The organism is Amycolatopsis sp. (genome assembly GCF_036008905.1).
GTDB lineage: Bacteria > Actinomycetota > Actinomycetes > Mycobacteriales > Pseudonocardiaceae > Amycolatopsis.
Map to the genome: position 1 here is coordinate 1 of NZ_DASYMU010000101.1, position 16,246 is coordinate 16,246.

Below are 16,246 nucleotides of genomic sequence, written 5' to 3' on the forward strand. Positions count from 1 at the left end.
AGGACACTAATGGCGCTGGTAAATGCCGGTGCATGAGCGTAACGGAGGAAACGGTCGTGCGTGGACTGGTGCTGGCTTGCGGGCCGGATTCACCGAATTTCCCGGACGTCGACGGGCTGCGCGTGGAGCACGTCCCGGCCACTCCAGGCAAGGCGGATGTGGACCCCTTGCTGGGAGAAAGCGACCATTTCATCGTAGCGGGAACGGACGCGGACCTCGCGGCGGTGGTGGTCCGACTGTTACGCAAAGAACAGTTGGCGGGCGTGTCGGTCGGCTACGTCCCGAGCTCGCCGGATTCCGCGGTCGCGGCGCTGTGGCGGCTGCCGACCCAGCCGCTGCGCGCGCTGGCACTCGCCCTGCGGGGTGAGGTGGACCCGGTTCCGCTCATCCGCGACGACTCCGGCGGCGTTTTGGTCGGGCGCGGCACCTTCCGCACGGTGCGCGGGGTCGCGTACTGCGACGAACAGCTCGCGCTGCGTGGTCCCGCGCGGACGATCGAGGTCGAGCCGGACGAGTCGGGCGGGCCAGGGCTGGCGGTGCGGGTGGTCAAGGGCGCGTTCTTCAAGCGTTCGACGGACTTCTACTCGCGGGCGTTCCAGCTGGGCTGCGTCCCGAACCGGCCGATCCTCGACGGCGTTTCCTTCCCTCGTCCGGTCAGCAAATGGACCTGGTATCGGCACACCGAGGATCTCCGACTGGTCCGCGGCGTCAGTTAGTCACGTTGCGTTAACCGACCATCGTCGGTTAATAACCCACAAGTGTTGTGTTGGCCACTTTCGTGAGTCAAGGTCTCCGTGTCCCCGCCACCGACACGAAGGCAGCCGCCATGCCAGCGTTTCGCCGTACGTTCGTCACCCTCGGGATCGCCACTGTCCTGACCGCGAGTCTGGCCGGAGTCGCCGAAGCGACCCCGCCGGGCATCCCGTCGGCAGCCACCGCCAAATCCGAACTCACCACCCTGCGCGTCGCCGCCGACGGCTCCCAAGCCGGCTACAGCCGCGACCTGTTCCCGCACTGGATCGACCAGGGCAGCAGCTGCAACACCCGTGAAGTCGTCCTCAAACGCGACGGCACGAACGTCAAAACCGGCGCCGACTGCGCGCCGACGTCCGGCAGCTGGTTCAGCCCCTACGACGGCGCGACCTGGACCGCGGCCAGTGACGTCGACATCGATCACGTCGTGCCGCTCGCGGCCGCCTGGCGCACCGGAGCGTCCTCGTGGACGACCGCGCAACGCCAGGCCTACGCGAACGACCTGAGCGACCCGCAGCTCATCGCCGTCACCGACAACGTCAACCAGTCGAAAGGGGACAAGTCCCCGGACCAGTGGAAGCCGCCGACCCAGAGCTACTGGTGCACCTACGCACGCATGTGGGTCGCGGTGAAGTACAAGTTCAAGCTCACGGTGAACTCCGCGGAAAAGACCTCGCTGACGGACATGCTCAACCGTTGCTAAATCCGAGGCGGGGAAAGCCGTTGAGCCACTAGGCTTTCCCGCGGGTCGGGGGATTCACGAGGGGACCCCCATGTCTGAACCACCCGTCACGCCACCGCCGTCGCCCTTGGGCCCGAGCTATCAGGACGCCCCTCAGCCCAAGGCGACGGTTCCATCCGGCGTCAACAATTTCGCCGTGGCAGCACTGGTTTTCGGGCTGCTCGGCGGTCTTCTGGGCGTCATCTTCGGCATCCTCGCGTTCCGGCAGATCGGCCGTACCGGTCAGCGGGGCAAAGGACTGGCCGCGGTCGGCCTGGTGGCGGCCGTCGTCTGGGCGTTCGTCGGGTTCGAGACCATCCGCGGCACCAGCCCCGACGAAGCCGCGTTGTACGACAGCATGGCCGGAGGGGACCTGATCCCCGCCGTCTACCTGAACGTGAAGGACTGCTTCACCCCGCCGCCGGGAGACGCGCTGCGCGGAGTCGAACTGAGGGACTGCGGCAACCTCCACACCGGCGAAGTCTTCGCGAAGCCGCCGCTGACCGGCGCCGATTACCCGGGAATCGACTACGCCAGGTCGTTCGGCCAGGAACAGTGCCCGCTGCTGCTGGAAAAGTACCTGGATCCCGAGAAGGACTATCCCAGTCTGGAGATCCGGTTCCTCTATCCCGACGAGGAGGCCTGGATGCGGCATGAACGCGAGATCACCTGCGTGCTGCTGAGCACGACCGGCGAGGTTTCGGGCCCGGTGAGCCAGCACGGCGTCGCCTACCCCGAGCCGACCTGAGCCTTTAGGTGGTACTCGGAAAAGCTTCGTTTCCGTATGGTCTGGACCATGACGTCGATCTTGAGAAAAGGACTCACCGCGCTGTTCGCGGTCGTCCTGGTCACGCTGATGGGAGCCGCACCGGCCTCGGCCGTGGGAGCTCAGAGCAGAGTGGTTGTCTACTACCAGACCCAGTACTCGAACGGCAGCAGCGGAACCTACGTTTCGCCGCTCGCCCTGACGCAGAACAACACCGGCGTCACGGACGTGATCGTCGGGGCGATCCACCTCAATGCCGGCAGTGTCGTGCACCTCAACGACGATCCGCCGAACGCGGCGAAGTTCACTCAGATGTGGAAGGACCTCGCGACCATGCGGGGCCAGGGCGTGCACGTGCTCGCGTTCGTCGGCGGCGCCGCGCAGGGCAGCTTCCAGCGGCTGGAGAACGAGTTCACCACGTACTACCCGCTGCTGAAGAAACTGATCCAGGACTACCAGCTCAGCGGCATCGACCTGGACGTCGAGGAGCGGATGTCGAACGGCGCGATGAACCGGCTGATCGACGCGCTGCGGACGGACTTCGGCGCGAATTTCCTGATCACGCTCGCGCCGGTGGCGACCGAGTTGAGTGGCGGCGGCGGGCTGTCGGGGATGAACTACGACCAGCTGTACCGCGACCGCGGCAGCAAGATCTCGTGGTTCAACGCCCAGTTCTATTGCGGCTGGGGCAGCCTGGCCAACACCACGGGCTATGACAACGTCATCAAGCGCGGGGTCGTCCCGGCGAACAAGGTCGTCGCCGGGACGGTCACGAACCCGGCCAACTGCAGCGGCTACGTGAGCATGCCGACGTTGAAGACGACCATCGGCCAGCTCAAGGCGAAGTACCCGGACTTCGGCGGCATCGACGGCTGGGAGTACTTCAACTCGCTGCCCGGCGGCACGGCCAAGCCGTGGCAATGGGTCAGCGAAGTCTCCGCCGCCGTAAAGAGCTGAGCGTATCCGGCGACGGGCCTCCGTCGCACGTTTCCGCTGGTCAGGTGGGCTCGTGAGTGGCAACAAGTGTTCTAACACTCGTAAACACTCACGAGCTCAGCCCGAGGATTTCGCGGGCGACGGCGTCGTTTTGGCGGAACGGGAGTGCGTTTGTCCGGGGTCTGGTGAAGGCACCGGGCGAGCGTGCGCTCGTGTGCGGGCCGACGGCGAACCGGCTGCGGTGCGGGTTGCCCGCACCGTCGACGAGCCGGGAATCGGCGACACGGGTATGAATACGTCCTGATGGCAACTTCGCACCCGAAACCAAGTCGGCCACGGTCTCCTCGGCCAGCGCGCCCGCGTCCCGCATAGCGCGCAGCAGTTCGTCGGAGACCCGGCGCACGCTCGGCTCCGGTAGCCGCGCTTCGATCAACGTCGACGCCTCCACCGTGCCCGGGTAGCTCGCGCTGCTGCCCACAAAACAGCCGTCCTCGGTGGCCACGCGCATTTCCTCGCCCAGGAACGAAACGACCCCGGCTTCCTGCAAGGCGAGCAGCTCCTGAAGCCGCCGGGGCGGCGGCCCGCTGGCGAAGTAGCTGAAGAAGCCGAACCACCATCCGTCCACATCGGACAGTTGCGAGCGCGCGTCGAGTCGCCCGGTGGCCACCAAGGACGGGAACTGGCCGACGACCGACAGCAGGGCCATGAACGCGCCGAGGTCGGCACTGAACTCGACGTCCGCGCGGCGCGCCAGGTCGCCTTCGATGTACTCCCGCAGATGCTTGCCGAACACCTCGGCCGACTCGAACCGCTCCCCCGCCAGCGGCCGGTCGAGCCGACGCAGATCCAGTTTGTCCACTTCGGACGGTACCGCACGGTCGATCAGCGTGCGCATTTCTTCGGTGTCCCACGGGATATCGGCGAAGGCGTCGGCGAAGACAGCGAAGTCGAGGCGTACGCGCTCGGGATGTCCGGTGAACAGCTCGGTGTAGTAGCCCCAGGCGATTTCCTTCGCCATGTGCGGCCAGACGTCGTCGTAGAAGTTCAGCTGCCCCGGCTGGTCGAGCAGCTTCTTGATCGCGTAGGAATCGAAGAATCTGGGCAGCTGCAACGGTTTCCCACGCAGCCGATACCCGGTTTTGGCGTGGTACGGCACTCCTCGCCGCGAGCCGACGTGCAGGACCGGCTCGGCGCCACTCGGGTGATACCGCAACGCGCCACCCGAAAGCTCCTCGAACCGGCCACCGCGGCCTTCCGTCAGCAACAGCATCAGATCGACGAACGCGAGCCCGAATCCGCGCACCAGCACGGTTTCCCCCGGCCGCACGGCCGAATAGTCGACGTCGGCGGTATATCCGGCGGGATAGTAGGCGAGGTCGTGCTCGGCGGCGAACCGTACGAGTTCGTTCTCTCGCTCGTCCGGCACGGCGTCGAGGTGGCCGACGGTCAGCAGCACCGCGTCCACTCGCAACGGCCGCGGATCGCCTTCCAGCCAGACGTCCTGCGGTCCGTCCCCCGAAACGTCGACGGCCCGCGCGCGGTGCTCGACGACCTCGATCCCGGCCGGCAGCCCGGCGAGCACGTACCGGTAAACCCAATCCAGGTAAGCACTCTGCAGCCGCCGCGTCGGGAACGACGTGCTGTCCAACGAGTTCAGCTCGTCATGGAGATCCGCGGCGACGTCGACGTCGAGCTTCCCGTCCCGCACCCGCGCGGCCCACTCGGAAAGCGACGGCCCCGGCCACACCGGACCGGCCATCTTCACCGTTTCGTCGGTGAACATGGTGACGTCCTCTGGCATGGAGTTCATCCGCAGCAACGGTGACTGGTCGTAGCGCCACACGCGCCCGGGGCCGGGCGGGAACGGGTCGATGAGGTGCACCCGCAGACCGCGCTCTCCCAGCAACTCGGCGGCGTTGGCGGAAAGCCTTTCGAGCACGCAGATCCCGCGCGGGCCGGCACCCACGATCGCTAGCTCGAACGGACTGTCGGCGGAGGCCACCCCTCGAAGTTACGCCGCGAACGCGCTGGTGGGCGGTGCGTTCTCACCCATCGGACACCGTTGCCGTGCCGCCGCCGGCGGGCGTAGTTCTCGTGATGAGGGGCAAGAAAGGGTGGACGGTCATGCCTGTGGAGTTCCTGGGGATCGGCGGCACACACGACGGCTCGGAGACGAGCGCGCGGTCAGGCGGGGTGTTCGACAAGGAGTACACGCTGCGGCTGGCGCGGGCGCACGAGGACTTCGGGTGGGACAGGGTGCTGTTCGCCTACGGTTCGGGTTCGCCGGATCCGGCGCAGGCGGCCGCGTATGTCGCGACGAAACTGGACAAACTGCAGATTTTGCTGGCCCACCGGCCCAATGTGTCATATCCCACATTCGCCGCGAAGACCTTCGCGAGCCTCGACCAGATCTCCGACGGCAGGCTCACCGTCCACTTCATCACCGGCGGCAGCGACCAGGAACAGCAGCGCGAAGGCGACTACCTCACCAAGGACGAGCGCTACTCCCGCACCCGTGAGTACATCCAGATCGTCAAGAAGGCGTGGACGTCCGACAAACCGTTCGACCACGAGGGCGAGCACTACCGGTTCGCGGACTTCGTGAGCGATATCCGGCCCGTACAGCAGCCGCGGCCCGATGTGTCCTTCGGTGGCTCGTCGCCGGCCGCGTACGCGGCTGGGGGCGCGGAAGCCGACATCTACTGCCTGTGGGGCGAGCCGCTCGCGCAGACCGCCGAGCAGATCGAGTCCGTCCGCGCGGCCGCGCTGGCGGCGGGGCGCACGGACGTGCCGCGGATCCAGGTGGCGTTCCGGCCGATCATCGCGCCCACCGAGGAGCTGGCCTGGGAAAAGGCCCACCGCACGGTCGACACCATCAAGTCGCGCACGGCCGGCGGCAAGCCGCTGACCCGGCGGCACTCACTGCAGAACCCGCAGAACACCGGGTCGCAGCGGCTGCTTTCGCTGGCGGCGCAAGGAGAGCGCTTCGACCGCGCACTGTGGACGCCGACGGCCGCGGCGACCGGGGGCGCGGGCAACTCGAACGCGCTGGTCGGCACGCCGGAGACCGTCGCCGCCGCACTGCTCGACTACTACGATCTCGGCGTGGACATCCTCTCCGCCCGTGGCTACGACATGCTCGGCGACACCATCGACTTCGGCCGGTACGTGATCCCGATCGTCCGCGAAGAGGTAGCCAAGCGCGACGCCGAACGCCGTCGTCCCGCCGACTCGCTGGCGATCGACGGATGACGTTCGAGATCAAGCAGTACGCCGTCGGCGATCCCGAGGTCGAGCCGCTGCTCGCGGAACTGGCGGTGGAGTACGAAGCGCGCTACGGCAGCCGGAGTGCGACGGAACTCACGAGGTACCCACCCGAGGAGTTCGCCCCGCCGGACGGGGTCCTGCTGATCGTGCGGGAGCACGGCGAGAGCGTCGCGGGCGGCGCTTTCAGGCGCTACGACGAGCAAACGGCCGAGGTCAAACGGATGTGGACCCACTCGGCGCACCGGCGGCGCGGGCTCGCCCGGATCGTCCTCGCGGAGCTCGAAGCCGAAGCCAAGCGGCGCGGCTACCTGCGGTTGTTCCTGACCACCGGGCCGAAGCAGCCGGAGGCGGCTTCGCTGTACCTGGCGACCGGTTACCGCGGCCTGGACGCCGGCGCCATCGACACCGAGGGCTTCGGGCTGCTGGCCTTCGAGAAAGTCTTGTAGCCAGGGGCGAAAACCCCGGCCGAAAGAACCTAGCGATTAACCAACCATCAGGAGACACTGACGTAGACAACTAACGCTTCGTGACTAGCTCGTGACCACTTACATCTAAGGTCACGAGTTTGTCGCATCTGTACAGATCATCTTGGGGGCAGGGCATGACCGGCGCACCGCAACGGGTCACATTTCGCGAGGTGTTCGGCATCGCCGAATTCCGTGCGCTGTGGTTCGCGGAGTTGCTGTCGATCTTCGGCGACCAGCTCGCCAGGGTCGCGCTTTCGGTGCTGGTGTTCAACGAGACCAAGTCCGCCACCCTGACCGGCCTCACCTACGCGTTGACCTACGCCCCTTCACTGCTCGGCGGGATCTTCCTGACCGGCTTGGCGGACCGCTTCCCCCGACGTGACGTCATGGTCGTCGTGGACGTCCTGCGCGGGCTCATCATCCTGCTGGTGGCCGTCCCGGACGTGCCGTTCTGGGTGGTGTGCGTGCTGGTCGGCTCGGTCTCGCTGCTCAACCCGCCGTTCAAGGCGTCCCAGCTGGCGCTATTGCCGCAGGTTCTCGAGGGCGACAGGTTCATCGTCGGCATGGCGATCCGGAACATGACCGTCCAATCAGCCCAGCTGCTCGGGTTCGCCGGAGGTGGCCTGCTGATCGCCGCGGTGGACCCGCGGGTCGCGCTGATGCTGGACGCGGCGACCTTCGCGGCGTCCGCACTGTTCGTCCGGTTCGGCCTGAAGTCGCGTCCGGCCGCGGCCACCGGGGAGAAGCGGAAGTCGTTTTTCGCCTCGATCGGCCAGGGCGGACGGCTGGTGTTCGCCAATTCCGGACTACGCACGCTCGTCCTGTTCACCTGGCTCATGGGCCTGATGCCGGTCTACGAGGGCATCGCCGCGCCGTACGCGGCGGGGACGGGCGGCGGCCCGGAGGCGATCGGCCTGCTGCTGGCGGCCGACCCGCTCGGCAGTGTGATCGGCGCGGCCATCTACACGCGCTGGGTGCCGGCCGCCGTACGGCCGAAGCTGATCGGCTGGTTTTCCGGGCTCACCGCGGTACCGCTGATGTTGTGCTTCCTGCAGCCGGGATTGATCGTTTCCGTGCTGCTGTTCGTGATCTCCGGCGGGCTCGGCACGGTGGCGTTGATGCAGGCCACGGCGTCCTTGACGCTCGCGGTGCCGGACGAGAACCGGGCGCAGGCGATGGGCCTGTCCAACACCGGACTGACCACGGTGATGGGCCTGAGTCCCCTGATCGGAGGCATCGTGGCGGACCAGGTGTCCGCGCAGACAACTGTGGGGATCTTCGGTGTCGCGGGGCTGGCGCTGACGATTCCGCTGGCGATCCTCTGGCAGCGGAACATCTCGACCCGACCCGAGCGCTGGCTTCCAAGCGAAACCGCACGCGCAGAACACACCTGATCATGCTCCGCGCGTGTGGTCCTCGTGCGCAGCCTTCAGGCAAGCGCTCCTACTTCACTGGTCTTTGCCGGCCATCCTGCCACCCTTTCATCGACACCAAGTAGAAAAATACACACCTCCAGCTCTTGTCGACAGCCCGCAAGTCAGTGGAAACTGTCCGTAAGCGTCAGCTCGCTGGGTGCGAGCGCAAGAGTTTGGGGGAAAAATGATCACATCGGAGGAATCTGCTGGACAACGCCAGGTGCTTGCCATCCACGAGTGGGAGCTCTGGACGCGCCCTAAGGCTTGGACCGCTTTCACCATTGTGACCATTGTGACGATGCTCGCGCTGGGGAGCGCGTCCCTCGTCCAGGTTCCGGTCACGGCGTCGCATTGGGGCACGTTCTGCCTGCTCGCGATTCTCGCCATCGTCCAGGCGGAAGCGACCCGCCGGATCGAGCACCAGCGCCGGAGTCTGAGCATCACCCCGCACGTCAACGTGACTTCGGTGTGGTTGTTTCCGGGTGCGTTCTTCCTGCCCCCGCACCTCGCCGCCCTGCTCGTGATCGTGATCTACGGCCACCTCGGCTACCGCAGCTGGTCCGGGATCCGGCACGTGACCCCGCACCGGACCGTGGCCAACGCCACCACCATGATCATGTCTTCGTTCGCCGCCGGGTACACCGAGCACCTCATCGGGCACAACGGCACCACGACATATTCGATCTGCGCCGCCGGTCTCGCGTTCTTCCTGATGAACACCCTGGTCACTGGCGTCGGCCTGTACCTCGCGACCCCGGAGGAGGCCACCGCGAAAAGCTGTCTCGGCAGCTGGGACGACAACATCCTCGAGCTCTCGACGCTGTGCTTCGGCGGACTGCTCGTCGCGACCCTTCCCCACCAGCCCATGCTGATGGTGCTGATCTTCCTGCCGCTCTACGTCCTGCAGCGCTCCACGCTGGTCAAGCAGCTCGAAGAGCTCGCCACGACCGACCAGAAGACCCAGCTGCTCAACGCCGTCACCTGGCAGAACGCCGCCATCCGTGAGGTTTCCCGGGTGGAGCGCGAGGGTGGCAGCTTCGGCGCGCTGATGATCGACCTCGACTTCTTCAAGCGCATCAACGACAACTACGGCCACCTGGCGGGCGACGACGTCCTCAAGGCTGTCGCCGCACTGGTCAAGTCCGAGACGCGGCAGCACGACCTGGCCGGCCGGTTCGGCGGGGAAGAGTTCGTGGCGCTGCTGGCGTCGTCCACCAAGGACGAGGCGATCGCGATCGCGGAGCGTATCCGGAAGCTCGTCAGCGAACTGGTGATCAACACCCGCAACAACGAGGGTGAGCCCGTGGTCATCGAGAACCAGACCGCGTCCATCGGTGTCGCGGAGTTCCCACGCGACGGTTCGACGCTCGACGAGGTCATGGCCTCGGCGGATGCGGCCGTTTACGCGGCTAAACGCAGCGGGCGCAACCGAGTGGTCGGTTCACCGGCACTGGACGCGGTGATGGCCGGCTGACCCCCGCCCGGAATGTGTCGACATATTCCCCAGGGGAAAGTGTCGACACATTCACTGAGGAGGGGTTACGCCAGGCCGAGGGCGTCGACAGCGGCGGGGTCCGAGTCTTCGAGCAGCTGACGGCAGCGGTCGAACTCGTGGGTCTCACCGATCTTGCCGGCGGCCTTGGCGAGCACGGCGACAGCGCGCAGGAAGCCGCGGTTGGGCTCGTGCGCCCACGGCACCGGGCCGAAACCCTTCCAGCCGTTACGGCGCAGCTGGTCCAGACCACGGTGGTAGCCGGTGCGGGCGTAGGCGTACGCGGCGATGGTCTGACCCGATTCGAGCGAGTTCTCGGCCAGCGCGGCCCAGGCGCCACTGAACTCGGGGTGCTCCGCGGCCACCGTGGCGGGATCGTTGCCGGCGTCCAGCGCAGCCTGCGCGACGGTGTTCTCTGGCAGCAGGGTGGGCTCGGGGCCTAGCAGGTTGGCATGCGTCATGAAGCCATTGTGTCCTAGAAGAACAAGGCCCCGAGAACCCCGCCACCGGCCAGCACCAGGCAGCCGATCAGGACGGCCGCGACAAAGCGTTTCGACATCATGGGGCGCTACCTTGCCCGGGGTGTCGCGGCAAGGCAAACGCGCCACCCCTACGGGTGAACCCTGGTTTTTCGGGCATCCTCTATCCGGTCGTTATGTCGACCGGCAATGATGTCGTTCATGACCAAGGCAGTTGACGTGTCTGGGGCCGTCGAGCCAGACGTCATCCCCAAGAACCCCGTAGCCAAGACCAAGCTGTTCTTCCGGCTCCACTGGAAGCGTGGCGCGCCCGGCCAACCGACACCGGATTGGGTGCTCAACTTCTGCTACGGCATGTGGCTGATCGCCTTCGGCTTCAAACTGATCGGCTCCACCTGGGACATGTCGTGGCATTTCCAGTGGCTGCGTGACGACCTCGCGCCCCCGCATCTGATCAACACCGTGGGCACCGGGATCATCGTGGTGCTGGTGGCGATCCACACCTACACCGGTTTGGGCTGCGACAAGCGCTCCCTGCGGATCATGCAGCTCGGGATGGCGATCTTCCTGGTCGCCGGCCCGCTCGACGTGATCAACCACCGCGTCAACGGTCTCGACCTGACAGCGTGGAGCCCGTCGCACCTGATGCTCTACGCCGGTACCGGGATCATGCTCGCCGGTGCCATCGACGCCTGGCTGAAGGTCTCGAAGCCGGGCCGGATGCGCACCGGTGTCCTGCTCGGACTGTGGGCGTTCTTCCTGGAGAACGCGTTCTTCGCGAACGGCCAGCAGGAGTTCGGCATCCTCGGCCTCCGCTCGTGGCAGCGCGGCGCTCCCGAAGCGGAGCCGACGCTGCTGGAATTCGCGGCCAAGCAGATCGGGCATCCCGTCGACCTGGCCGCGGTCACGCACTTCACCATGCCGATCCCGCCGTGGGTGTACCCGCTGTGGGGCATCGCGGTGATGGGCCTGATCCTGGCGCTCGCCCGCCACACGCTCGGCAAGCAGTGGGCCGCGACGGCGGTGGCCGGGGCGTACCTCGTGTACCGGCTGATCATGTGGCCGATCCTGTTCGGGATCGACTTCCCGGTGCCGACCGTGCCGTTCTACCTGATCTTCGTCGGCCTGGCGGTGGATCTCGCGTTCCGCATCGGGCACGGGCATCCGGCGTTCACCGCGGGCATCGGCGCGCTGCTCGTCACCGCGTTCGGCTACGGCACGCTCTGGGTCCAGTCGCAGTTCCGGCCCTGGTTCCTCGGTGACGCGCAGACCGAGTCGGCGCCGCCGGTGGACTACTGGTCGGTGCCGATCGCGCTGGTCGGGGTCGCGGTGCTCTGGGGAGCCGCGGGTCCGGTGACCCGGCTGCTGACCGAGCGCGCCGCGAAGCGCCGGAAGCTGCGAGAGATCGCTCCGGACGTCGTCGTCTAGGGGCCTTCAAACTGACATGAACGGACCTTTCATCTCAAAAATCGAGATGAAAGGTCCGTTCATGTCACGGGGTACCCAGGGGTCAGCGGACGCTCTGGCCTGCCGACTTGAGGGACTGCGCGGCCTCGGTGACGCGGGCGGCCATCCCGGCCTCCGCGGCCTTGAGGTAGCTGCGCGGGTCGTAGACCTTCTTGTTGCCGACCTCGCCGTCGATCTTCAGGACGCCGTCGTAGTTCTTGAAGAAGTGGTCGACGATCGGGCGGGTGAAGGCGTACTGGGTGTCGGTATCGACGTTCATCTTGATGACGCCGTAGGTCAGCGCCGCGTGGATGTCCTCGACGTCCGAGCCCGAACCGCCGTGGAAGACGAAGTCGAACGGCTTCGAGCCCTCGGCCAGGCCGAGCTTCTTGATCGCGACTTCCTGGCCGCCCTTGAGGACCTCCGGGCGGAGCTTGACGTTGCCCGGCTTGTAGACGCCGTGCACGTTGCCGAAGGTCGCGGCCAGCAGGTAGCGGCCCTTCTCACCGGTGCCGAGCGCGTCGATGGTCTTCAGGAAGTCCTCGTCGCTCGTGTAGAGCTTGTCGTTGATCTCGTTGGCGACGCCGTCCTCTTCACCACCGACGACACCGATCTCGACCTCGAGGATGATGTTCGCGGCGGCCGCCTTCTCGAGCAGCTCCGAGGCGATCTTGAGGTTCTCGTCGAGCTCGATCGCCGAGCCGTCCCACATATGCGACTGGAACAGCGGGTTCTGGCCGTTCTTGACGCGCTCGGCCGAGATCTCGAGCAGCGGGCGGACGAAGCCGTCGAGCTTGTCCTTCGGGCAGTGGTCGGTGTGCAGCGCGACGTTGATCGAGTACTTGGCCGCGACGACCTGCGCGAACTCGGCCAGCGCGACGGAACCGGTGACCATGTCCTTCACCTTGGTGCCGGAAGCGAAGTCGGCGCCGCCGGTGGAGAACTGGATGATCCCGTCGCTCTCCGCCTCGGCGAACCCGCGCAGAGCGGCGTTCAGGGTTTCCGACGAGGTCACGTTGATGGCGGGGTAGGCGAACTCGTTCGCTTTGGCCCGGTCGAGCATCTCCGCGTAGACCTCGGGGGTGGCGATGGGCATCGTTTGTCCTCCTGGAAGCAGACTTGGCGCCTTCAGCCGAATCGTACGAGGTCGGCGGAGCGGGCACACTGGTCGTATCCCCTCACGAGGAATATGTCGACACTTTCCCGGGGATTAGAGGAGTTCCTTGGCCAGCTCGCGCAGGGCGGGCAAGGGGTCGTCGCCGAGAACCTGCAGGGTGACGTGGTCCGCACCCGCTTCCAGGTGGGCGCGGACGCCGCCGGCGATGGTCGCCGCGTCGCCGTGCAGGACGAGCGCGTCGACGAGCTTGTCGCTGCCGCCGTTCGCGACGTCGTCCTGCGTGTAGCCGAGGCGCAGCCAGTTGTTGACGTAGTTGGACAGGCCGAGGTACATGCTCACGGCCTGCCGGGCGATGACGCGGGCCTTCTCGGGATCGGTCTCGAAGACGATGTGCTGCTCCGGCGCGAGCAGCGGGCCGGCACCGAGGATCTCGCGGGCTTGGCGGGTGTGCTCGGGCGTGGTCAGGTACGGGTGCGCACCGCCGGCGCGCTCACCGGACAGCTTGAGCACCTTCGGCCCGAGCGCGGCCAAGATTACCGCCGACCGCGGCACGCCGGCTTCGTCGAGCTGGCCGAGGTATTCGACGATCTTGTCGTACGGCTTCTGGTAGACGTCGGTGTGCTCGGGGTGGCCGATGCCGATGCCGAGCAGGAACCGGTCCGGGTGCTTCGCGGCGATGCGCCGGTAGGACGCGGCGACGGTGGCGGCGTCGTCCTTCCAGATGTTCACGATGCCGGTCGCGGCGACCAGCGTAGTGGTCGAGTCGAGCAGGCGCTCCGCGTCGGCCAGGTCCCCTGATGGCGAGCCGCCGAGCCAAACCGCGCCGTAGCCGAGCCCTTCCGCCTCCGCGGCGAACTTGCCGTCGAGCTGAGCGAAGTGTCGCCAAATACCGATTTTGCCCAGTGTCACAGTCATAACTGGGTCAACTTCTCCGGTGACCGATTTCATTCCGCGCCGAGGAGTGGTCCGTCTACTTTCGAAGTATGGCGAAAATCGGAAGCAGTGATCTTGACGTCCACGGCCTGAACCTCGGTGGGAACGTCTTCGGCTGGACAGCCGACCAGGACGAGTCGTTCGCCGTGCTGGACGCCTATACAGCCGCCGGCGGGAACTTCATCGACACGGCCGACGCGTACCAGGGATTCAACCCGGACAAGCCCGGCGACGGGTCCGAAGCGGTCATCGGCGACTGGCTGGCGAAGCGCGGCCGCCGCGACGACATCGTGATCGCGACGAAGGTCGGCAGCCTCAAGTCCCGGCCCGGCCTGTCCGCGAAGAACATCGCGGCCGCCGCCGAAGAATCGCTCAAGCGACTTCGGACCGACCACATCGACCTCTACTACGCCCACCGCGACTACGACGACACCTCGCTCGAAGAAACGCTCGGCGCCTTCGACGCGCTCGTCCGATCCGGCAAGGTGCGCTACATCGCGGCGTCGAACTACACCGCCGCACGGCTCGAAGAGGCACTGTCCATTTCGGAGCGTGCGGGCTTCGCGAAGTACGTCGCCCTGCAGCCGCACTACAACCTGCTGGAACGCGAGTACGAGCAGGAGCTGGCTCCGCTGATCAAGCGCGAAGGCCTCTCGACGCTGCCTTACTTCGGGCTGGCAAAGGGATTCCTCGCCGGCAAGTACCGCTCGAGGGACGCTTCGACGCTCAGCCCGCGCGCCAAGGGTGCGATGTCCTATTTGGACGAACGTGGTGAGCGTGTGCTCGGCGTGCTGGACGAGATCGCGGCCGCACACGGTGTTTCGGTGGCCGCGGTGTCGCTCGCCTGGCTCGCCGCGCAGCCGACCGTGACCGCTCCGATCGCGAGCGCGCGCAACACCGAACAGCTGGCCGATCTGCTCCCGTTCGTCGATCTCAAGCTGACCGACGAGGAGCTGAAGATTCTTACTGGCCAGTAGCCTACTGGGAGTAAGTTGAGGTACGGTGCCTCCACGTCGACACCAGGAGGCACCGTGGCCAGCAAGAACGTCAACGGCAAGGTCGTGCTCATCACCGGCGCCGCGCGAGGCATCGGCGCCGGACTCGCCGAACGCCTTGCCGCGCGGGGCGCGAAAGTGGCGCTCGTCGGCCTCGAAGCCGAGGAGCAGCAGAAGGTCGCCGACAAGATCGGCGCCAACGCGTACTCCTGGGAAGCCGACGTCACCGACTGGGCCGCACTCGAAAAGGCCACCGCGGGCGTCGTCGAGCGCTTCGGCGGCATCGACGTCGTGATCGCCAACGCCGGGATCGCGACTTCCGGGTTCGTCCGGTCGGTGGACCCGGCCGCGTTCGAGAAGGTCATCGAGGTCGACCTGCTCGGCGTCTGGCGCACGTTCCGCGTGACGCTGCCGCAGGTCATCGAGCGCAAGGGCTACCTGCTGGCGATCTCCTCGCTCGCCGCGATCACCCACGCGCCGGGCATGGCGAACTACTCCGCGGCGAAGGCCGGCGTCGAGGCGTTCTCCAACAGCCTGCGCGCCGAAGTCGCACACCTCGGCGTCAAGGTCGGCGTCGCACATCCGACGTGGATCCGCACCGACCTGGTCGAAAGCGCCGACGCACACCCGGTGTTCGGCAAGCTCCGCGCCACGATGCCGGGTCTGATCGGCAAGACGTATCCGCTGAACGTCGCGCTCGACAACATCGAGGCCGGCGTCCTCAAACGCGCCCGCACGATCCACGTCCCGCGCTGGGTCGGCGGGCTCAAGTTGCTGCGCGCGTTCCTGCCGCCGATCATCGAAATCGGCTCGCGCAGCCGTGTCCCGGCCGCCGACCGGGCCGCGCTGGAGGACATCAAGGAGCGTGGCGCTTTCGAGTCGTCCGTAACCGGACACGGTGGCAGGGCCGCCACAAAGCGCTAGCGTTGGCGGTCTGACAACAGGAGGTCCTCGCATGTCCCGACGCGACCAGATCCGCATGACCAACGACGAAATCCAAGCCTTTTTCGACGTCCAGAAGGTCATCAACGTGGCCACGATCGGCCCGAACGGCAGGCCGCACGTAGCGCCGCTCTGGTACTTCGTCCAGGACGGAAACCTCCAGACCTGGACGTACGGCTCGTCGCAGAAGATGGCCAATCTCCGGCGCCTTCCCGAAGCGACCGTGCTCATCGAAGACGGCGAGTCGTACGAAACCCTGCGCGGCGTTTCACTCGAAGCCGACGTCGAGATCATCGAAGACACCGAGGTCGTGACGCAGATGGGCATCGCGCTCATGCAGCGCTACGCCGGCGCCAAGCCGGGCGACCCGGTACCCGACGAGCTCGCCGCGTTCATCGGCAAGCAGGCGCCGAAGCGCGTCGGGCTCGTGTTCAAGCCGACCAAAACGGTCACCTGGGACCACCGGAAACTTGGGGGGACCTACTAGTCAGTACGTGCTACTAGAAAGTAGCCGTTA

16 protein-coding genes are annotated in these 16,246 nt (G+C 66.6%); 12 read left to right on the top strand and 4 right to left on the bottom strand.

What is annotated here, in order from left to right; translation table 11 throughout:
- The first annotated feature begins 32 nt into the window (after nucleotides 1–32).
- From VGP60_RS18425 to VGP60_RS18440, 4 genes are all read left to right on the top strand, one after another.
- On the top strand, nucleotides 33–716 hold the full coding sequence (locus VGP60_RS18425; RefSeq protein ID WP_327549254.1) for a hypothetical protein: 684 nt from the start codon (nucleotides 33–35) through the stop codon (nucleotides 714–716).
- Between the two features lie 110 nt (nucleotides 717–826).
- The gene (locus VGP60_RS18430; RefSeq protein WP_327549255.1) at nucleotides 827–1,456 is read left to right on the top strand and encodes an HNH endonuclease family protein; all 630 of its coding nucleotides are present in this window, start codon (nucleotides 827–829) and stop codon (nucleotides 1,454–1,456) included.
- Nucleotides 1,457–1,526: 70 nt separating this feature from the next.
- Nucleotides 1,527–2,222 (top strand): DUF4190 domain-containing protein, encoded by a 696-nt coding sequence (locus VGP60_RS18435; RefSeq protein WP_327549256.1) that lies wholly within the window; start codon nucleotides 1,527–1,529, stop codon nucleotides 2,220–2,222.
- Nucleotides 2,223–2,270: 48 nt separating this feature from the next.
- Nucleotides 2,271–3,197 (top strand): glycosyl hydrolase family 18 protein, encoded by a 927-nt coding sequence (locus tag VGP60_RS18440; RefSeq protein WP_327549257.1) that lies wholly within the window; start codon nucleotides 2,271–2,273, stop codon nucleotides 3,195–3,197.
- 88 nt (nucleotides 3,198–3,285) lie between these two features.
- Here VGP60_RS18440 and VGP60_RS18445 read toward each other — a convergent pair whose 3' ends face one another.
- Complete coding sequence (locus tag VGP60_RS18445) at nucleotides 3,286–5,178, bottom strand: FAD/NAD(P)-binding protein (protein ID WP_327549258.1); 1,893 nt, start codon at nucleotides 5,176–5,178, stop codon at nucleotides 3,286–3,288.
- Nucleotides 5,179–5,300: 122 nt separating this feature from the next.
- On the opposite strand from VGP60_RS18445, the gene VGP60_RS18450 reads away from it, so the two are divergent.
- From VGP60_RS18450 to VGP60_RS18465, 4 genes are all read left to right on the top strand, one after another.
- Nucleotides 5,301–6,428 carry an LLM class flavin-dependent oxidoreductase gene (locus tag VGP60_RS18450; RefSeq protein WP_327549259.1) on the top strand — a complete coding sequence of 376 codons (1,128 nt, stop codon included), beginning with the start codon at nucleotides 5,301–5,303 and terminating at the stop codon, nucleotides 6,426–6,428.
- Nucleotides 6,425–6,889, top strand: coding sequence for a GNAT family N-acetyltransferase (locus VGP60_RS18455; RefSeq protein ID WP_327549260.1), 465 nt, complete (start codon nucleotides 6,425–6,427; stop codon nucleotides 6,887–6,889). Before VGP60_RS18450 ends, VGP60_RS18455 begins: the two co-directional genes overlap by 4 nt.
- 155 nt (nucleotides 6,890–7,044) lie before the next feature.
- On the top strand, nucleotides 7,045–8,304 hold the full coding sequence (locus VGP60_RS18460; RefSeq protein ID WP_327549261.1) for an MFS transporter: 1,260 nt from the start codon (nucleotides 7,045–7,047) through the stop codon (nucleotides 8,302–8,304).
- 319 nt (nucleotides 8,305–8,623) lie between these two features.
- Entirely contained in the window at nucleotides 8,624–9,799 is a 1,176-nt protein-coding gene (locus VGP60_RS18465) for a GGDEF domain-containing protein (RefSeq protein WP_414640375.1), read from the top strand.
- Between the two features lie 65 nt (nucleotides 9,800–9,864).
- Here the strand turns inward: VGP60_RS18465 and VGP60_RS18470 are convergent, their stop codons facing one another.
- Nucleotides 9,865–10,278, bottom strand: a complete 414-nt coding sequence (locus tag VGP60_RS18470; protein ID WP_327549263.1) for a DUF3151 domain-containing protein — start codon at nucleotides 10,276–10,278, stop codon at nucleotides 9,865–9,867.
- A gap of 219 nt (nucleotides 10,279–10,497) precedes the next feature.
- Here VGP60_RS18470 and VGP60_RS18475 point away from each other — a divergent pair, with 219 nt between their 5' ends.
- A complete protein-coding gene (locus VGP60_RS18475; protein WP_327549264.1) occupies nucleotides 10,498–11,724 on the top strand; it encodes a hypothetical protein in 1,227 nt (408 codons plus the stop codon).
- Nucleotides 11,725–11,806: 82 nt separating this feature from the next.
- On the opposite strand, the gene fbaA is transcribed toward VGP60_RS18475, so the two are convergent.
- Together fbaA and VGP60_RS18485 are read right to left on the bottom strand one after the other, a co-directional pair.
- Nucleotides 11,807–12,838, bottom strand: a complete 1,032-nt coding sequence (gene fbaA / locus VGP60_RS18480) for a class II fructose-bisphosphate aldolase (RefSeq protein WP_327549265.1) — start codon at nucleotides 12,836–12,838, stop codon at nucleotides 11,807–11,809.
- 114 nt (nucleotides 12,839–12,952) lie between these two features.
- Entirely contained in the window at nucleotides 12,953–13,774 is an 822-nt protein-coding gene (locus VGP60_RS18485; RefSeq protein WP_327549266.1) for an LLM class F420-dependent oxidoreductase, read from the bottom strand.
- A 68-nt stretch (nucleotides 13,775–13,842) separates the two neighbouring features.
- Here VGP60_RS18485 and VGP60_RS18490 point away from each other — a divergent pair, with 68 nt between their 5' ends.
- Genes VGP60_RS18490 through VGP60_RS18500 form a run of 3 tightly spaced genes read left to right on the top strand, consistent with a single transcriptional unit; the run spans nucleotide 13,843 to nucleotide 16,216 of the window.
- Complete coding sequence (locus VGP60_RS18490; RefSeq protein ID WP_327549267.1) at nucleotides 13,843–14,769, top strand: aldo/keto reductase; 927 nt, start codon at nucleotides 13,843–13,845, stop codon at nucleotides 14,767–14,769.
- A gap of 54 nt (nucleotides 14,770–14,823) precedes the next feature.
- A complete protein-coding gene (locus VGP60_RS18495) occupies nucleotides 14,824–15,711 on the top strand; it encodes an SDR family oxidoreductase (protein WP_327549268.1) in 888 nt (295 codons plus the stop codon).
- A 31-nt stretch (nucleotides 15,712–15,742) separates the two neighbouring features.
- Complete coding sequence (locus VGP60_RS18500; protein ID WP_327549269.1) at nucleotides 15,743–16,216, top strand: pyridoxamine 5'-phosphate oxidase family protein; 474 nt, start codon at nucleotides 15,743–15,745, stop codon at nucleotides 16,214–16,216.
- Nucleotides 16,217–16,246: the final 30 nt, after the last annotated feature.